A 16,670-nucleotide genomic window follows, 5' to 3' on the forward strand; every position below is an offset into this window, starting at 1 on the left:
GCTTTTTTTATGAAATTGTCATCAATTTGAAGCATACTTGGAGGGATAAGCACAATTTTAAATCCGCATAGGTTTGATATGAATACGGCAGCCAGCACAACTTCAGCACAGCCCGAATATACATATAATGATCGTTATATTAATCGCGAACTGTCTATCCTAGACTTCCATTTACGTGTCCTGGAACAGGCTGTCGATCCTTTACATCCATTGCTCGAACGCATGAATTTCCTGTTGATTTTCTCGCGTAATCTGGACGAGTTTTTTGAAATCCGGGTCGCAGGAATGATGGAACAGCTGGATCTGGATAATGAAAGTCGGAGTCCGGATGGCTTGACTCCAAAGCAGGTTTTAGAACAGATTTCTAAAACAGCACATGCCGCCATTGAACGCCAGTACCGTATTTTAAATGAAGAAATTTTGCCAAAACTGCGTGAGGAAGATATTTGCTTCTTGCGCCGTGGTGAGCTGACTCCGGCACAATCTGCCTGGATTAAAAAATATTTTCAGGAGCAGGTAGCTCCTGTCCTCACGCCGATCAGCCTGGACCCAGCGCATCCATTCCCGCGTCTGGTGAATAAATCACTGAACTTTATTGTGACGTTGGAAGGCAAAGATGCCTTTGGCCGTCAGATTGATCTGGCTGTGGTACCTGCACCGCGTTCACTGCCACGTGTGGTACGTTTACCAGATGAACTGACCGATGGAAAAGAACATCATGTGATGCTGTCGGCGATTATTCATGAGCATGTGTCTGATCTGTTCCCAGGGATGACAGCGACTGGGTGTTATCAGTTCCGTGTTACCCGGAATGCCGATTTGGCCTTGAATGAAGATGTCGAAGATCTGGCCAAGGCGCTCAAAGGCGAGCTTAGCTCACGCCGTTTTGGTCGTGCGGTACGTCTGGAAGTGACAGAAAATTGTCCGCAGCATATTTATGAATATCTGCTGAATGAATTTGATCTGGACGACGAGCAGCTTTATAAAGTCGCCGGCCCGGTCAATCTGGCACGTTTGCTGTCTAATTTTAAACGTCCGCATTTACGTTATGACTCGCATACTCCCATCATTCCTAAAGTACTAAAAAAATCTGAAAATATTTTTAGTGCGATGCAGAAACAGGATATTTTGCTGCATCATCCCTTTGAATCTTTTGCCCCGGTCATTTCATTATTACGTGAAGCGGCACGCGATCCGCAAGTACTGGCGATCAAGCAAACCTTGTACCGTAGTGGGCCAGATTCTGAAATTGTGCAAGTGTTGGCAGAGGCTGCCCGCAATGGCAAGGAAGTGACCGCAGTCATTGAACTGCGTGCACGTTTTGATGAAGAATCCAATATTGCGGTGGCCAATGTCCTGCAAGAAGCGGGTGCAGTCGTGGTCTACGGCATTGTCGGTTACAAGACTCACGCCAAGATGATTCTGGTGGTGCGCCGGGAAAATAACAAACTGGTGCGCTATGTGCATCTGGGTACCGGTAACTATCATGCCGGCAATGCGCGAATCTATACCGATTATGGTCTGTTAACGACGGATAAAGATTTGTGTGAAGATGTGCATCGTATTTTCCAGGAATTGACCGGTATGGGGAAAATGGCCAAGCTGAAAAAGCTGCTACATGCGCCATTTACCTTGCATGCCCAGTTACTTAACTATATCGATAATGAAATTGCCTATGCTCAAGCAGGGAAACCGGCGCAGATTATTGTCAAAGTCAATGCACTGACCGAAATGCAATTGATTAACAAACTCTATGAGGCTTCTCAGGCCGGGGTACAGATTGACCTGATTATCCGCTCAATTTGCAGTTTGCGTCCGGGGTTGCCGGGTCTGTCGGAAAATATCCGGGTGCGTTCAATTGTCGGGCGTTTCCTGGAACATACCCGCGTGTATTATTTCAGCAATAATGGCAATTCACGTATTTACTGTTCAAGTGCAGACTGGATGGATCGCAACCTGTTTAATCGGGTCGAGGCCTGTTTCCCGGTCGAAGATGAAGCCTTGAAAAAACGCATCTATCAACAAGGTCTGTTGAATTACTTGAAAGACAATCAGCAATCCTGGTTATTGCAAGGTGATGGTACTTGGCTGCGGGCACAGCCCAAAGAAGGTGAAAAACCGCATAATGCACAACGTATTCTGTTAGAGCTGTTTAAATAAGTTTAAGTATTTAAAGAGGCTGAATATTCAGCCTCTTTTTTATTTCGAACATACAATTGAACTGTTCAAGCTGAGTCTGAACAGTTTTCGATAGATGTATTTGACCCGGCTATATATCTGATAGTTCTTCATCTGGAGCTGATCTTGTCGTTCGGTTTGCGATTGATGTTGACTCAATACTTTTAATAACTGCAATTCAGCGAAGTTGAGACAGGTTTTGGCAATGGGCTGGTGCAGGATATAGTCTGCCAATTCAGTATTGACGTAAGCTCCACCGCGCAAGACAGTTTTCAGACTTTCAGCAAACTCGGAAAATGAATTCTGATGCTGCATATAGCTATCTGCTCCGGACAATAAAGCAGAATAGATCAGTGCTGTGGAATGAGTATTGAATATGGCAATAACAGGTGTATCTGGGCTTTGCTGTTTCAGCTGATGAATCAAACTGATCTCTGAAGTTGTTGCTGCATGATAAAGAATCAGGTTGGGTAGATGTTCAGTAATCATGGATTGTGCAGACAGCATATTGTCCGCATACAGCAGCATATCTGGCTGATAGCCCAGTTGCAGCAGCACGGTCTGGATTTTTGACAGGTCGAGTCCAGTCGGTGAACGAATCACTAAAACTGGTGCAGGCAAGAGGCTAGCCAATAAAACACGATCCTGTAGATGCTGATAGAGAGCTATACTGTGAATCAGGCAAATGCAAATGCCTATCCCAAAGAATAGGGATTTAGCTGAAATGTAGAGATTTTAAGTTTCTAGGCGGACTGAATGTATTCAATTCAAGATATAAAAAAGGAGCAACATGTGCTCCCTTTTTATTCGGTGAAAATCAAGCAGCGTTGTGCTGAGTGATTTTCTGGAAAATCTGTAATAACACATCAAACTCGCTTTGCAGCGGCGTGCTTTTACGGGTCACCAATGCCAGGGTACGACTTGGGGCTGAATCGATCGCTTTTACCTGAATCTCAGGATTGCCTTTAATCATATTGGTATGGATCGCAATTTCAGGCAGCAGGGTAAAGCCCAGATTTGCAGACACCATTTCGATTAAAGTCGGCAGTGAGCTGGCTTTTAAACGGTGATCATTTTTACGCTCACCAATCGGGCAGGCACTCAAGGCATGATCACGCAGGCAATGACCTTCTTCAAGTAACATCAGACGAGACAGATCCAGATCTTCTAAAGAGTTTGCTTGTGCAGCATGCTGATCAGATTTTTGGTAAACCAGATACAGATTCTCTTTGGCAATTTCAGCAACTTTCAGACCACGGGTGTCGAAAGGCAATGCCAAAGCCACCATATCCAGGTTGCCATGTTCCAGCTTTTCTACAATCTTTTCACTTTGTGCTTCATGCAGATGCAACTGGATTTTTGGTAATTGCTTATGTACTTCATCCAGCAGTTGGGACAATAGGAAAGGTGCAATTGTTGGAATGACGCCGAGATGTAGATCACCGGTTAAAGGTTCACTCATCTCACGACTTAGACGCATTAGGTCCTGAGCATCGGCCAGTAGAACACGTGCGCGTGCAACCACTTGTTCACCAAGAGGCGTTAAACGAACATTCTGGCGGTCGCGTTCAACAAGTACGCCACCGAGTAAACGCTCCAGTTCCATGATGCCGCCAGACAAGGTTGACTGGGTGACAAACGAACGACGAGCAGCTTCTGTAAAATGTAGCGTCTCTGACAGTGTTACGAGGTATGACAGCTGTCTTAAAGATGGTAATGCAGCCATAGTGTCCTAATGTTTATGATTTAAAATGATCAGCAAATAATTCGCTAAGATATGGAATAAAATGCGGTGGGATATCATGCCCCATTCCATCAATTAATTCAAATTTAGCCCCTGAGATTGCTTTCGCAACGGCCTTGCCATGGCTAGGAGGCAGCAATCGATCTCGAGAACCATGGACCACCAGGGTTTCTTGTTTGATTTGCTTGTCCAGTTGCAGCAATGAGCCTGTACATAATATTGCTAAAAACTGTTGAAGTACACCAGCAGGATAGTAACTTCGCTTATATAATTTACGGGCGGTCTGCACCGCTTCCAGATGATTGACATAACCTGGCGAGCCGATGATCTTAAACAGTTTCAAACTATGATCAACAATGCCATCTTCATCTGTTGAAGCAGGTTTGTCAATCAAACTAAAGAGTTGCTTCGGGAAGGGCGGTGGCAACATCGGCTGGTTATTGCTGGTAAACAGTAAGCCCAGTTTTTTGACTTTGTCCGGATAACGCGCGGCCAGAATCTGGGCAATCATACCGCCCATGGAGGCGCCCAGTACATAGACCTGTTCCAGCTGCATTTTTTCAATCAGCAGACTGACATCTTCGGCCATATCATACAGATCATAAGGTGCACCCTGATTCCCCAGACCCAGCGCAAAACGGCTCATCATTTTCAGGGTATTCAGGCGTGGGCCTTTGTGATGGACTTTTGAAGACAGGCCAATATCACGATTATCAAAACGGATAATGTGATAACCATTGTCAATCAGTGACTTGCAGAAAAAGTCAGGCCAGTACAGCATTTGTCCACCTAGCCCCATAATCAGCAAAATGGTGGGATGTTGCGGATTTCCGCCAACCTCGACATGTAGCTGGATCCCATTGCCAAGATCGACCTTGGTTTCATGCATGAACGAGGTGTAGGGGGAAAGATTAAACTGTGCTGCGCTGTACATGATCGCTGTCCTAATTAAAGGATATTTCGTTTAAAAAATATCCTTTGTATTAAACCTCTAAACTGCTGCAGGAATCAAGTCAGGAACCTGCTTGGTCAAGGTCAGACGCTGTTTGGCTGCAGTGGCGCCCAAAAGCACAAATCCGCGTAAGGTGCCGTTCGTATCGAACGCTTTGGCCAGCATGCCATCGTCGAACTCTTCAGTTTCCCAAGTGACATCCACATCAACTGGAGCAGGCAGAACAGTTAAAGGGGCAGCAGGCGTTTTGACTGCCACCGGCATTGCCGGATAATGCACGGCAGTATGTTCGCCATTTAAGGTTTTTGCCAAAGCGCGGGCTTGTTGCATGATCGGCATGACATAAGGCAATAAGGTGCCATTGACCTCGGCACAGTCACCTACCGCATAGATATCGGCCTGGTTGGTTTCCAGTTGCGCGGTGGTTAACACTCCGCGACTGGTGTGTACGTCTGCCTGTTTCGCCAAAGAAATATTCGGCTGTAAGCCCACCGCAGATAACACCACATCCGCAACCAAAGACTGGCCATTGGCCAGCGTGACCAGATAATCACCATTGTCCGCACGAGAGACTTTTTCGACTGTTGTGCCCAGGACAAAATGAATGCCGGTTTCTTCAAGATTCTTCTGGAATGCAGTAGCAACATGTTCTGGCAATAAACGGCCAAGCGGCTGCGGCGCCAAATCAATGACTGTGACCTGATGATCGGTATTTTGCAGGTCATTGGCAAATTCACAGCCAATCAGGCCTGCACCTAAAATCACCACACGTTTGTCTTCACTTGCTGCCAGATTGTTACGGAAAGCTTTATAGTCACTTAAATTGTTGACGACATGAATGTCATCGCTGGCATCACCGGCGATCGCCAGACGTACCGGATTGGCACCAATGGCTAATACCAGTTTGCTATAATGTTGTGTACTTTCCTGACCATCTTTTTCCAGAACCAGTTGATGATCTTCCGGATGAATGGCTTTGACCCAGGTATGCTGTTCAATACGCATATTCAGCTGTGCTGACATTTTAGTGGCATCGCCCAATGGAATTTGTTCAGGTGATTTATTGCCGGCCAGAGCGTTGGAAAGCGTCGGTTTGGCATAATTGACCGCATCATCCGCACAGATCATCAGCAATTCATGTTCTGGATTGAGTTTACGAAATTCACGTGCTACGGCATAACCCGCCATACCTGAACCAATAATGACGATAGGATGCATAGTTGTTTCCATATGGTAGAGCTCCATGCTGTATAAATGATTGAAAGGCATAAAAAAAGACCATATGGATATGGCCTTTAACTGGACGTGATTAGACTTCGATCATTTCGAAATCAATTTTAGACACGCCGCAATCTGGACAGGTCCAGTCATCTGGGATATCTTCCCATTTGGTGCCTGCCACGATCCCGTCTTGAGGCCAACCTTCTGCCTCGTCATAAATCCATCCACATACGATGCATTGAAACTTTCTCATGTAACTCTCCAAAACTGAGCAACTGTAGGCGTCAGCTTAAAATCCATAAAAGGCAAGACTCTAAAAGAATATGACTTTTTAACAGTGAACATATTTGGCTAAATTTTTACGCAGTTCTATTCAGAAAGTAAAGTGAATAAAAGCCTAATCAGCGAAATTAGCAGCAGAATAGACGACACATTCCTCATTTATCTAAAAATCACGCCAATCAGCTTTTCTGGCGTAGGCGGTTAAAGAATAAAAAGCTGACAATGGCAAAAATGAGCGTTTATCTTGTGGGATAGACCAAAGTCGAGCAGTTAAAACTTGAGTTTTTAGGTAATTTAAAATTAGTGAAGTCTGGATTAAATTTTTTTAAAATAAATCAATATAATAAAATCAATATCTTATAATTAAATTCCGAGTTTTTATTAGGCAGCTTGGCTTGTCCGTTCTATTCAAATAGGTTTAAAATTCCCATATTCCTTTTCTTTTTTTAAGATCTCCCATGAGCAATTTGTCTACTTCTTTGTGGTCTCACATTCGTACGGTCCAAGATTTTCCAAAACCAGGAATTTGCTTCTTTGATTTGACCCCACTTTTCATGGGCAATATTGGTCCATTGACTGACGCTTTGATTGCCAGCATTCCTGCTGACAAACTGGCAGAAGTAGAAAGCTTTATTGCGGTTGAAGCGCGTGGTTTTGTGTTGGCAAGCTTGTTGGCACAACGTACAGGCAAAGGTTTATTGTTGGTGCGTAAAGCAGGTAAATTGCCGCCTCCAGTGGTCGGTGTGGGTTATAGCCTGGAATATGGTATAGATCGTTTAGAAATGTCTGCGGAAGTTCAGTCCCAGAAAGTAATTATTGTGGATGATGTTCTGGCAAGTGGCGGAACCTTAAAAGCAGTGAATGAACTGGCTCAAAAATGTCAACATGAAGTACTTGGTGCAAGTATCTTCCTTGATCTTCCTGACCTGCATGCTGAATTAGGCCTGGATATCTGGTCAGTATTGGATGACAAATCTCAGCCTGAAGCGGCAGTTGCTTAAGTCATAATTTTTTGTAAAAAAAGCCCCGAAATTGTGGGGCTTTTTTATTGCCTGATAAAATGATCTTCGATTTCCTGAATCAGCGTATTAATTTGCTCAGGATGTTCCAGACGATGATGGCCGCCATCAACTGCCTGAATTTGCATATAGTCTTCAAGTTGTGTCTGAACCGCATGCATATCCAGAATTTCATCGCCCAGTTCAAGATAGGCAAATTGAGGAATGTCATGCTGTAAATCGTGATGCCCAATCGGCGGATAATCATCGCGGAAGTTAGGCTGCAAAATGGGATTGGCCACTACACAGGGAATTTGATACGCCTGTGACATTTTCAGTGCCCAATAACCGCCAAGACTGTGGCCGACCAGAATATCTGGTTTGATGGTTTCAATCATCTCATGATAAAACTCGGCGACCGAACTATAGCTCAGATTTCGGTAATCGACATCGATACAGTACTTGTGTACCACATCAATGGCATGGAACTTGGTGGATTCTCTGGAGGAATCTAAGCCATGTATAAACAAAATCTTAGACATAGTACATTACTCATTTTTATGGGATATGCCATATTGGTTATTTGTTGATTGGCACATCATCTTGAAGCTGAGTGTCATTGTAGAACGTCTGGGTATACAAGGCAGTTAGCTATTGGTCTAAGCCGGAGTTTTGCAGTGCAATGAATTTATATAAGACTTGTCTGGTTTAGACTTTAATCCCAACTGGGAGCAGCTAGGTGCTGCAAAAGGTTGAAGAAAGGCAATTTAAAAGAGTGACAGACGAGCAGAACCGAATGGTGTAAATAGCAAGATAGTGGATTTTTCCAAAGAAAAGCCGGTTCCTGAGAGTGTTTACGCTACGATTTGAGAAGGATTTCTGCTATTCTATGCAACTTATATTTTTTAACTAATCTTATTCGAGGCAGAGATGACGCAAACTAACGCTCAATCGACTTCTGAACAAATCATTTCCGAAAACGATTTAATTGCACAGCGTCATGCCAAGTTAAAGCAAATCGAAGCTCAGGCAAAAGAAACAGGTAAGAGCCCATGGCCGAATACCTTTAAGCGTGAGCATTATGCCCAAGATTTACAAGACCAGTTCGCTGATAAATCTAAAGAAGAAATTGAAGCAGGCGAAAAGGTCTACGTCAAAGTTGCCGGTCGTGTGATGTTGAACCGCGGTTCATTTATCGTGATCCAAGACATGACAGGTCGTATCCAGCTTTATGTGGCGCGTAAAGAACTCGCTGCAGATGTACTGGCCACTATTAAAGGTCTGGACCTTGGCGATATCATTGCAGTTGAAGGTTATATCGGCCGTTCGGGTAAAGGCGACCTGTATGTACATATCGAACATTTTGAATTACTGACCAAATCATTACGTCCACTTCCAGACAAGTTTCATGGTCTGAACGATACTGAAGTAAAGTATCGTAAACGTTATCTTGATCTGATCGTTAACGAAGAAACGCGTAAAACTTTTGAGATTCGTGCCAAAGTTGTGGCGGGTATCCGTGCCTTCCTGACTGAAAAGCGCTATATGGAAGTTGAAACGCCAATGATGCATGTGATTCCAGGTGGGGCATCTGCACGTCCTTTTGAAACACATCACAATGCATTGGATATGTCATTATTCCTGCGTATTGCGCCAGAGCTTTACTTAAAACGTTTGGTAGTCGGCGGTTTTGAACGTGTGTTTGAAATTAACCGTAACTTCCGTAACGAAGGTGTTTCTACGCGTCATAACCCTGAATTCACTATGATCGAATTCTATCAGGCTTATGCAGATTACAAAGATTTGATGGAATTGACCGAACAGATGCTAGAGCGTCTGGCGATTGATATCTTGGGTACGACTGATGTGCCTTATGGCGATGAAGTGTATAGCTTCAAAGGGCCATTCAAGAAAATTTCAATGTTCGATGCGATTCTGGAAAATAACCCGCAATTTACTCCTGACAATGTCAATGACCGTGAGTTCCTGGCAAAATTCCTTCAGGAAGAATTGAAAGAGCAAGTGAAATCAGGTTTTGGTCTGGGCAAACTGCAAACCATGGTATTTGAAGAAACTGTAGAAACCAAATTGCGTCAGCCGACGTTCATTACTGAATATCCAGCGGAAACCTCTCCATTGGCGCGCCGTAATGATCATAATCCGCACATTACTGACCGTTTTGAATTCTTCATTGGTGGTCGTGAATTGGCCAATGGCTTCTCGGAATTGAATGATCCAATTGATCAGGCTGAACGTTTCCAGGCACAGGTTGCTGAAAAAGATGCCGGTGATGACGAAGCTATGCACTACGATGCAGACTTTGTAGAAGCATTGGAATACGGTCTTCCTCCAACTGCAGGTGAGGGTATTGGTATTGACCGTCTGGTGATGATCTTTGCCAATGCAGCAAGTATCCGCGATGTAATCTTGTTCCCGCATATGCGTCATAAAAATGCTTAAATGCTGAATACAAAAAACCCGCTCTGGCGGGTTTTTTTATGCTTGAAATAAAATATACTCAAAACTTCAAGACAAAAAAAACGCAATGATTGGGGTTGTCATTGCGTAGAAAAAGGAACGTTTTTTCAAACTACTTCAAAATTAACTGTGGAGAGAGTTAAATCTGATTCCTTACTGAATATGGTTATAATAGGACGCATTCTCATATGACTCATCAGTATTCATGTTAATACATGTTAAATAAGGTTAAAACTATGAAGATTATGTGGGGATATTTGCATCATTTTTGCGTAATTTTAGCTTAAATAAAAAAGCCCTTCATCAGAAGAGCTTTTAAGAGCAATTTTTTTCTGATTAAAAATGGAATACGCCGAGGCCAGATTTGACTTCATCCAGGGTTGCCTGGGTAATATCGCGACATTTATCCGTACCGGTTTTCAGAATATCCATGATGTAATCCGGATCTTTAGCCAGTTCGATACGACGCTCACGAATCGGACCGATCAATTCTTTTAAAATGCTTTCCAGACGTTTTTTCACTGTACCATCGCCTAAACCACCACGACGATAATGGGCTTTGAGTTCTTCCAGCTCTTCTTTATTTGGGTCAAAAGCATCTAGATAAGTAAATACCACGTTGCCTTCGACCTGACCTGGATCTTCAATACGCAGGTGATTCGGGTCGGTATACATCGCGTTGACAGCTTTCTTGATATCTTTATCTGTCGCATCCAGAACAATGGTATTGCCCAAGGATTTCGACATTTTCGCTTTACCATCAAAACCAGGTAGGCGACCAACATTGGAAAGAAGAGCCTTACATTCTGGTAGCAGGTCATGACCAATTTGACGGTTCAGGCGACGCACGATTTCGTTGGTCTGTTCGATCATTGGAATCTGATCTTCACCCACAGGAACCACAGTGGCCTTGAATGCCGTAATGTCAGCAGCTTGAGCCACCGGGTAGCACAAGAAACCGGCTGGAATATCACGTTCAAAACCACGCATCTGGATTTCAGATTTAATAGTTGGGTTACGCTCAAGACGTGAAACCGTCACGAAATTGAGGTAAAGCATGGTCAGTTCATTTAGTGCAGGTAAACATGACTGAACACAAATGGTGGTTTTGGTTGGATCAATACCCACAGCCAGATAATCCGTTGCCACTTCAATAATGTTACGGCGTACCTTTTCAAAATTGTCCGCATTATCGGTCAATGCCTGAGCATCAGCGAGTAACAAGTGTTGATGGTGAGAATCTTGCAGACCTACACGAGAGCGTAATGAACCCACAAAGTGGCCGAGGTGGAGTTGTCCGGTAGGACGGTCGCCCGTCAAGATCACTGGACGATTATCTTGATTACTCATTATCTATTCCAAAGGGTAGTCAGTACTACAGCTGTATTTTAACGAATGGCAACATTGTACGGCATTCTGTTTTTGATTGTCAGCCAGAAAAAAAGCTGTCGTAAAAAAATCTTATAAATTAAACAAGTGAATACAATATTTTTAAGAATTTTGATTAAACTATCTGGAAAGAAGATAAGGATAATAAGTATGGCGAGCAGTTTATTACTATTATTAGATGATATTGCTACTGTTCTGGATGATGTCGCTGTCATGAGCAAAATGGCAGCAAAAAAAACAGCAGGCGTCCTTGGTGATGATCTGGCTTTAAATGCGCAGCAAGTGACAGGTGTGCGGGCTGATCGTGAATTACCGGTGGTCTGGAAAGTTGCCAAAGGTTCTTTTGTTAATAAACTGATTTTGGTGCCGCTGGCATTATTAATCAGCTTTATTGCAGGCTGGCTGATTAATCCCTTGTTGGTGCTGGGTGGTTTGTTCCTATGTTATGAAGGCGTGGAAAAAATTATTCATACCTTGCATACACCGAAGGCCAAGGACGCGGAACAGGCGCGTGAGCAATTGATTCATACAGAAATGGATTTGCACCAGTTTGAAAATGAAAAAGTCAAAGGTGCTATTCGCACTGACTTTATCCTGTCTGCTGAAATTATCGTGATTACTTTGGGAACGGTCGCCGCAGCCTCGATGCTGACCAAAGTGACTGTTTTAAGCCTGATCGCGGTGGTGATGACCATTGGTGTTTATGGTTTTGTTGCGCTGATTGTCAAACTGGATGATATCGGTCTGCATCTGACTGAACAGCAGTCCGATTTTAAACAAAAAATAGGACGTGGCTTGTTGGCATTTGCTCCGGTTCTGATGAAAATTCTCTCCATTGTTGGGACCGCTGCGATGTTTCTGGTGGGCGGTGGAATTATTAACCATGCAATTCCTTTTATTCATCACTTTACTGAAGACAGTGTTGCTTATGTGCAGGATATTCCCAGCATTGGCAACATTGTCGGTGCCGTAACACCGACCTTGATTAATTTCGCAGTAGGAATTTTAGCGGGTCTGCTGGTCATGTTGGTCATCAGCCTGATTAAGAAAATCTGGCCTAAATCATCAAAAGCTTAAGGTGTGGAAATATCTGGATATTAAGCAGATTAAGAAAAGGAAAAGACTATGCGTTGGAAAGGTCGTCGTGTCAGTAGCAATGTAGAAGACCGTCGTGGTGGTGGTGCCAAAGCTGGCGGAATCAGTATTGTTGGATTGATTGTGGCCTTTGTGGCCTGGAAGTTTTTCGGTGTCGATCCACAACAGGCTTATCAAACCACCAAGCAGGTCACTCAGGGGGTATCGGGTGCGGCAGAAACACGTGGCCTGGAAAATCCCACGCCAGAACAGCAGGAGTCGATTGATTTTGTTGGAACTGTATTGGCAGATACTGAAGATACCTGGAATCAGGTGTTTCAGCAGCAGTTAAATCAGCAGTATGTCCCACCGAAACTGGTGTTGTTTAACGGCATCGTGAATTCTGGTTGTGGTACTGCTCAGGCAGCGATGGGGCCTTTCTACTGCCCGACAGACCAGAAAGTGTATATCGATACTGCATTCTTTAAAGATATGCGTACCCAAATGGGCATTACCGGAGAACAGAATGCCACCGAACTTTCCCGCAATGATCAGGCGGGGGATTTTGCGCTGGCCTATGTCGTGGCCCATGAAGTGGGGCATCATATCCAGACGATTTTAGGTATTTCTTCTCAAGTACAGCAAGCACGTCAGCAAGCAAGCGAAGTGCAAAGTAATCAGCTTTCAGTGCGTCAAGAATTGCAGGCAGACTGTCTGGCCGGCGTTTGGGCTTACCATAATCATGAACGTACCCAATTTCTGGAACAGGGTGATGTGCAGGAAGCGATGGATGCCGCCCATAAAATTGGCGATGATTATTTACAGAAACGTGCTCGCGGGCAGGTGGTGCCGGACAGCTTTACCCATGGCAGCAGCGCGCAGCGGGTACAATGGTTTAACACCGGCTTGAAATCCGGTCAAGTTGCGAATTGTGATACCTTTAATCAAAATATTTAAATGACTTCGATAAAAAAAGGAGCAGATGCTCCTTTTTTTATTTATGCAGAAAACGCCGGAAGTTTCTTAATATCTTGATACTGACAAATAATGCAGCCAAAGCAAACAGTGCAATTGCAAAGACTGTATATTTGAGGTTGCTGATGTCATTCTGATAAAACTGCTGAATTTCTTGTTTGTTATATTCTAAAGCAGTTGCTTTGCCGGTTCGGCTATCTCTGAACTGGATTTTTTCAATATAGAACAGATTTCCCGCTTTGATTAAGTCAACAGTCTGGATTTGACGGGTATGCGATTGATTGTCTTCATCGCTACATAAAGCGCTGTAATGTTCACAGTTGATTTTGGCCACATAACCATTTCCTGCAATCAGAATAAAAATTGCATTGTCTGGTCGCTGGTTATTGGACACCAATACATACTGTTCGCCGGCTGTACTTTTTAAGGGAATGCTGGTGGCTTGCTGATAATGCTGTTCTGCTTGCAGAATTTCCTGAATTTTAGCAAAGCAGGTAAAACATAAGGACAACGTGATCAGAAAAATCACGCTGGCAAAACAGAGACGAAAAATGGTTTTGACAGTTTGATGCATGGGAGAAAAATTCAAAATAGAATGATGGGAAAGCAAAAGCCGAGTGCTGATCTGTATGTTAAATCATCATTCGAAAATACTGAAAAGAAACTTAACTCAATTCGATAAAAAAGCGGACTAAACTTGTTTTGCCAGAATACCTTGCTATTTAAATCTCTATTTTAACAACGCCTCTCGGCGCATAGTGCTCCATATCGCCCGATTTTAGGAAACCGAATGGGAAATTTCTTTTTTCTTCAGCTACTCACGGTGGTCTTTGCTCTGTCTATTGCCACGACCATGTTTAATAAGCGCGTTTTAGGCTTTCCGCAAGCGATCGGTGTCCCTATTGTCTCTGCAATCTTTGTTTTCATTTTGCAGTGGGGCGCCAGTTTACTGCATGGTAATCCATTCTTTAGCATCAATATTGACAATATCGAGCAGGCTGTTCGTCACATCGATTTCTATGACTTTCTGATCAATGGGGTGATCTGTTTTATCCTGACTTCATCTGCGCTGAAGTTTAAGGTTTCAGATTTGCGTAATCACTGGCGGCCGATCAGTATTCTGGCTGGTCTGGCTTTGGTGTTCTGTGCAGTGTTCTTTGGCGTGGTGTTGTATGGTTATCAGTTCCTGATTGGTAAGCATGTTGACTTGCTGGTTTTGCTATTGCTAGGGGCGGCCTTGGGCGCCACAGATCCGATCGGCATTAAAGGGGTATTGAGTTCGGTTCGTGCACCGCATCATTTGATTGTCAAGCTTGAAGGCGAATCACTGTTTAATGATGCAATGTGTATTGCCTTATTTATGACCTTGCTCAATGTTCTGCAAGGTGAAAACTTTACGGTACTGGCAGTGCTGCAAACCTTGCTTTATGAAATTGTCGTGGCGGTGCTGATTGGTCTCGGATTTGGTTTTGCGATCTTGCGGATTTTGCGCGGTAAGCATGAAATGGAATCTCTGATTTTGACCACGGCCTTGCTGGCTTGTGGTTCCTATCTGGTGGCTTTGCTGGCACATGCTTCCGCGCCAATTGCCTGTGTGATTGGTGGTTTGATTGTTGGCAATAAATGGAAAGAAATCCTGGCAGATGCTGAAATTGGTGACGTTAATCATTTCTGGCATACGGTTGAGGGAATTATCAATTCATTCCTGTTTACCCTGATTGGTCTAGAATTGTTTATTCTGGACTTGAGTACTAGTCTGGTTCTGGGCGGAATGGTGGCTTTTGTGATTCTACATCTGGCCCGTTTTGCAGCCAACTATCTGGCCTTTGCCATGTTCCCAAAAGTCAGCAAGAAAAGCTATAACGGCAGTTTGACCATCCTGTCTTGGGGCGGAGTACGGGGCGGGATTTCTTTGGCCTTAATTCTGGCGGTCGCCAATGTTCCTCAGCTGGAAGCCTATAGCAGTATTCTGGTGGGCTATACCTTTATTGTAGTGCTATTGTCCGGTGTGGTATGTGGCTTGGGCCTGCCTGCGGTGATGAATGCGTTTTATTATAATCCCAATGAAGAGACGCAGGGCTTTAAAGGCTGGTATCAACGCATGTGTCATAAAATGAATCGTAAGGGTTTTCGCTATATTGTTGGAGAAGATGCCAAAGGAAATGAGACTATTACTATCTTTCAGCCAGAAATTCTGATTGATCAGAAAGATGCAGATGGCGTTGCCACGGTGCATCATCCAGATAAAGTTCAGGAAGTAAAAAGACTGGAAAATCCGGATAATTTCTAAAGATAAAACTTAGAAGATCAAGAGACTGTTAGATTGGTTTTTATAGTGAGATGAGAGCTTGAATCAGCGTATTTCATCAGGCTTAATCACTCTCCTATAGCTTTTTTACTGGGGGTGGATTGTGATTTTTGATTTAAATAAGCTATTAATGAGATGAAAATGACCCAGACAAGTTCAGCCAGTCAGGAAATGGTAGAAATGATTTTGGCTGTGGTCAATCAGATTCCATATGCCAAAGTCGCCACCTACGGACAGATTGCCAGGCTGGCAGGTTTACCCAAACATGCGCGATTGGTCGGACGGGTATTAAGTCATCTAGATTCGGACACTAATATTCCCTGGTATCGGGTGATCAATGCCCAGGCGAAAATCAGTGTGAAGCAACTAGACGAATATGGCCAGAATATCCAGCAGCAAAAACTTATGCAGGAAGGAATTTGTTTTAGAGGTGATCGAGTGGATTTAAAACGCTATCAATGGGATGGTCGAGTAGAGATATAAAAATCCCCACTTGGTGAAAAGTGGGGATTTTAAAGATGATTTAGTTGCGAATCACCATTACTGGAATATCCGCTTGGCCGAGAATGCTTTGCGCTACGCTGCCAAGGAACAGTTTTTTGAAGCCAGTACGGCCATGAGAACCAATCACGATCAGGTCAGAATTTAAATCTTTAGCTGCTTTGACAATCTCGCTATAAATTACCTGACCCTCAAGGAGCTGTGTATCCACTTCAACACCGGCACCAGAGAATTTTGCTTTGGCTTCATCCAGCGTTTTCAGGATGGAAGTGCGGGCACGTTCAATCAGGTCATTGGTTTGTGCCGCAGAGATATATTCTGCAGCGATATAAGGGTCCAGCGCTAGCACTTGAACCACTGTGACTTTACTGTTAAATGCTTTGGCAATTTCTACAGCTTTATCTACTGCAGCATACGATGTTTCTGAACCGTCAACAGGTACTAAAATATGTTCAAAAGGCATTAGAATTCTCCTAAGGGGAATTTAGAGTTATAAAATTATGACGCGTTAAACCGGGTACGAATAGTTGTTTATACTTTGATCATAGCCTGTATTGTATAAAAATAAAA

16 protein-coding genes are annotated in these 16,670 nt (G+C 43.6%); 7 read left to right on the top strand and 9 right to left on the bottom strand.

Annotation, left to right across the window (positions count from 1 at the left end):
* The first annotated feature begins 78 nt into the window (after positions 1–78).
* Positions 79–2,160: a polyphosphate kinase 1 gene (ppk1, locus tag NI468_RS00120; RefSeq protein ID WP_005246972.1), complete on the top strand. Its 2,082-nt coding sequence runs from the start codon at positions 79–81 to the stop codon at positions 2,158–2,160.
* Positions 2,161–2,199: 39 nt separating this feature from the next.
* On the opposite strand, the gene NI468_RS00125 is transcribed toward ppk1, so the two are convergent.
* The 5 genes from NI468_RS00125 to rubA form a co-directional block, all read right to left on the bottom strand.
* A complete protein-coding gene (locus tag NI468_RS00125) occupies positions 2,200–2,811 on the bottom strand; it encodes a response regulator transcription factor (RefSeq protein ID WP_005262366.1) in 612 nt (203 codons plus the stop codon).
* A 184-nt stretch (positions 2,812–2,995) separates the two neighbouring features.
* Positions 2,996–3,904, bottom strand: coding sequence for a LysR family transcriptional regulator OxyR (gene oxyR, locus NI468_RS00130; RefSeq protein WP_005262365.1), 909 nt, complete (start codon positions 3,902–3,904; stop codon positions 2,996–2,998).
* Positions 3,905–3,917: 13 nt separating this feature from the next.
* Entirely contained in the window at positions 3,918–4,856 is a 939-nt protein-coding gene (gene estB / locus NI468_RS00135) for an esterase EstB (protein WP_005262363.1), read from the bottom strand.
* A 57-nt stretch (positions 4,857–4,913) separates the two neighbouring features.
* Complete coding sequence (rubB, locus tag NI468_RS00140) at positions 4,914–6,092, bottom strand: rubredoxin reductase RubB (protein WP_034439193.1); 1,179 nt, start codon at positions 6,090–6,092, stop codon at positions 4,914–4,916.
* 91 nt (positions 6,093–6,183) lie between these two features.
* Positions 6,184–6,348, bottom strand: coding sequence for a rubredoxin RubA (rubA, locus tag NI468_RS00145; protein WP_004646274.1), 165 nt, complete (start codon positions 6,346–6,348; stop codon positions 6,184–6,186).
* A gap of 487 nt (positions 6,349–6,835) precedes the next feature.
* Here rubA and NI468_RS00150 point away from each other — a divergent pair, with 487 nt between their 5' ends.
* Positions 6,836–7,378 carry an adenine phosphoribosyltransferase gene (locus NI468_RS00150; RefSeq protein ID WP_005262359.1) on the top strand — a complete coding sequence of 181 codons (543 nt, stop codon included), beginning with the start codon at positions 6,836–6,838 and terminating at the stop codon, positions 7,376–7,378.
* A 44-nt stretch (positions 7,379–7,422) separates the two neighbouring features.
* On the opposite strand, the gene NI468_RS00155 is transcribed toward NI468_RS00150, so the two are convergent.
* Entirely contained in the window at positions 7,423–7,917 is a 495-nt protein-coding gene (locus NI468_RS00155) for a YqiA/YcfP family alpha/beta fold hydrolase (protein ID WP_004730287.1), read from the bottom strand.
* A gap of 388 nt (positions 7,918–8,305) precedes the next feature.
* Between NI468_RS00155 and lysS the strand changes: the two genes are divergently transcribed.
* Positions 8,306–9,835 carry a lysine--tRNA ligase gene (gene lysS / locus NI468_RS00160; RefSeq protein ID WP_253098959.1) on the top strand — a complete coding sequence of 510 codons (1,530 nt, stop codon included), beginning with the start codon at positions 8,306–8,308 and terminating at the stop codon, positions 9,833–9,835.
* A 354-nt stretch (positions 9,836–10,189) separates the two neighbouring features.
* Here lysS and trpS read toward each other — a convergent pair whose 3' ends face one another.
* A complete protein-coding gene (gene trpS, locus NI468_RS00165) occupies positions 10,190–11,203 on the bottom strand; it encodes a tryptophan--tRNA ligase (RefSeq protein WP_004279419.1) in 1,014 nt (337 codons plus the stop codon).
* 189 nt (positions 11,204–11,392) lie between these two features.
* On the opposite strand from trpS, the gene NI468_RS00170 reads away from it, so the two are divergent.
* Together NI468_RS00170 and ypfJ are read left to right on the top strand one after the other, a co-directional pair.
* On the top strand, positions 11,393–12,319 hold the full coding sequence (locus NI468_RS00170; RefSeq protein ID WP_004279420.1) for a DUF808 domain-containing protein: 927 nt from the start codon (positions 11,393–11,395) through the stop codon (positions 12,317–12,319).
* A gap of 48 nt (positions 12,320–12,367) precedes the next feature.
* Positions 12,368–13,273: a KPN_02809 family neutral zinc metallopeptidase gene (gene ypfJ / locus NI468_RS00175; RefSeq protein WP_004279421.1), complete on the top strand. Its 906-nt coding sequence runs from the start codon at positions 12,368–12,370 to the stop codon at positions 13,271–13,273.
* Between the two features lie 37 nt (positions 13,274–13,310).
* On the opposite strand, the gene NI468_RS00180 is transcribed toward ypfJ, so the two are convergent.
* Entirely contained in the window at positions 13,311–13,865 is a 555-nt protein-coding gene (locus tag NI468_RS00180; protein ID WP_005246964.1) for a hypothetical protein, read from the bottom strand.
* 216 nt (positions 13,866–14,081) lie between these two features.
* Between NI468_RS00180 and NI468_RS00185 the strand changes: the two genes are divergently transcribed.
* Both NI468_RS00185 and NI468_RS00190 read left to right on the top strand, forming a co-directional pair.
* Entirely contained in the window at positions 14,082–15,581 is a 1,500-nt protein-coding gene (locus tag NI468_RS00185; RefSeq protein ID WP_253098961.1) for a cation:proton antiporter, read from the top strand.
* Positions 15,582–15,740: 159 nt separating this feature from the next.
* Positions 15,741–16,082, top strand: a complete 342-nt coding sequence (locus tag NI468_RS00190) for an MGMT family protein (protein WP_253098963.1) — start codon at positions 15,741–15,743, stop codon at positions 16,080–16,082.
* Positions 16,083–16,122: 40 nt separating this feature from the next.
* Here the strand turns inward: NI468_RS00190 and NI468_RS00195 are convergent, their stop codons facing one another.
* Complete coding sequence (locus NI468_RS00195; RefSeq protein ID WP_004279425.1) at positions 16,123–16,563, bottom strand: universal stress protein; 441 nt, start codon at positions 16,561–16,563, stop codon at positions 16,123–16,125.
* Between the last annotated feature and the right edge of the window lie 107 nt (positions 16,564–16,670).

Origin of the sequence: Acinetobacter lwoffii (assembly GCF_024129355.1) — a bacterium.
Taxonomy (GTDB): domain Bacteria; phylum Pseudomonadota; class Gammaproteobacteria; order Pseudomonadales; family Moraxellaceae; genus Acinetobacter; species Acinetobacter lwoffii_I.

Coding starts and splice junctions, on each gene's coding strand:
- ppk1 (WP_005246972.1), top strand. CDS start 79: ATGAATACGGCAGCCAGCACAACTTCAGCACAGCCCGAATATACATAT.
- oxyR (WP_005262365.1), bottom strand. CDS start 3,904: ATGGCTGCATTACCATCTTTAAGACAGCTGTCATACCTCGTAACACTG.
- estB (WP_005262363.1), bottom strand. CDS start 4,856: ATGTACAGCGCAGCACAGTTTAATCTTTCCCCCTACACCTCGTTCATG.
- rubB (WP_034439193.1), bottom strand. CDS start 6,092: ATGCATCCTATCGTCATTATTGGTTCAGGTATGGCGGGTTATGCCGTA.
- rubA (WP_004646274.1), bottom strand. CDS start 6,348: ATGAGAAAGTTTCAATGCATCGTATGTGGATGGATTTATGACGAGGCA.
- NI468_RS00150 (WP_005262359.1), top strand. CDS start 6,836: ATGAGCAATTTGTCTACTTCTTTGTGGTCTCACATTCGTACGGTCCAA.
- NI468_RS00155 (WP_004730287.1), bottom strand. CDS start 7,917: ATGTCTAAGATTTTGTTTATACATGGCTTAGATTCCTCCAGAGAATCC.
- lysS (WP_253098959.1), top strand. CDS start 8,306: ATGACGCAAACTAACGCTCAATCGACTTCTGAACAAATCATTTCCGAA.
- trpS (WP_004279419.1), bottom strand. CDS start 11,203: ATGAGTAATCAAGATAATCGTCCAGTGATCTTGACGGGCGACCGTCCT.
- NI468_RS00170 (WP_004279420.1), top strand. CDS start 11,393: ATGGCGAGCAGTTTATTACTATTATTAGATGATATTGCTACTGTTCTG.
- ypfJ (WP_004279421.1), top strand. CDS start 12,368: ATGCGTTGGAAAGGTCGTCGTGTCAGTAGCAATGTAGAAGACCGTCGT.
- NI468_RS00180 (WP_005246964.1), bottom strand. CDS start 13,865: ATGCATCAAACTGTCAAAACCATTTTTCGTCTCTGTTTTGCCAGCGTG.
- NI468_RS00185 (WP_253098961.1), top strand. CDS start 14,082: ATGGGAAATTTCTTTTTTCTTCAGCTACTCACGGTGGTCTTTGCTCTG.
- NI468_RS00190 (WP_253098963.1), top strand. CDS start 15,741: ATGACCCAGACAAGTTCAGCCAGTCAGGAAATGGTAGAAATGATTTTG.
- NI468_RS00195 (WP_004279425.1), bottom strand. CDS start 16,563: ATGCCTTTTGAACATATTTTAGTACCTGTTGACGGTTCAGAAACATCG.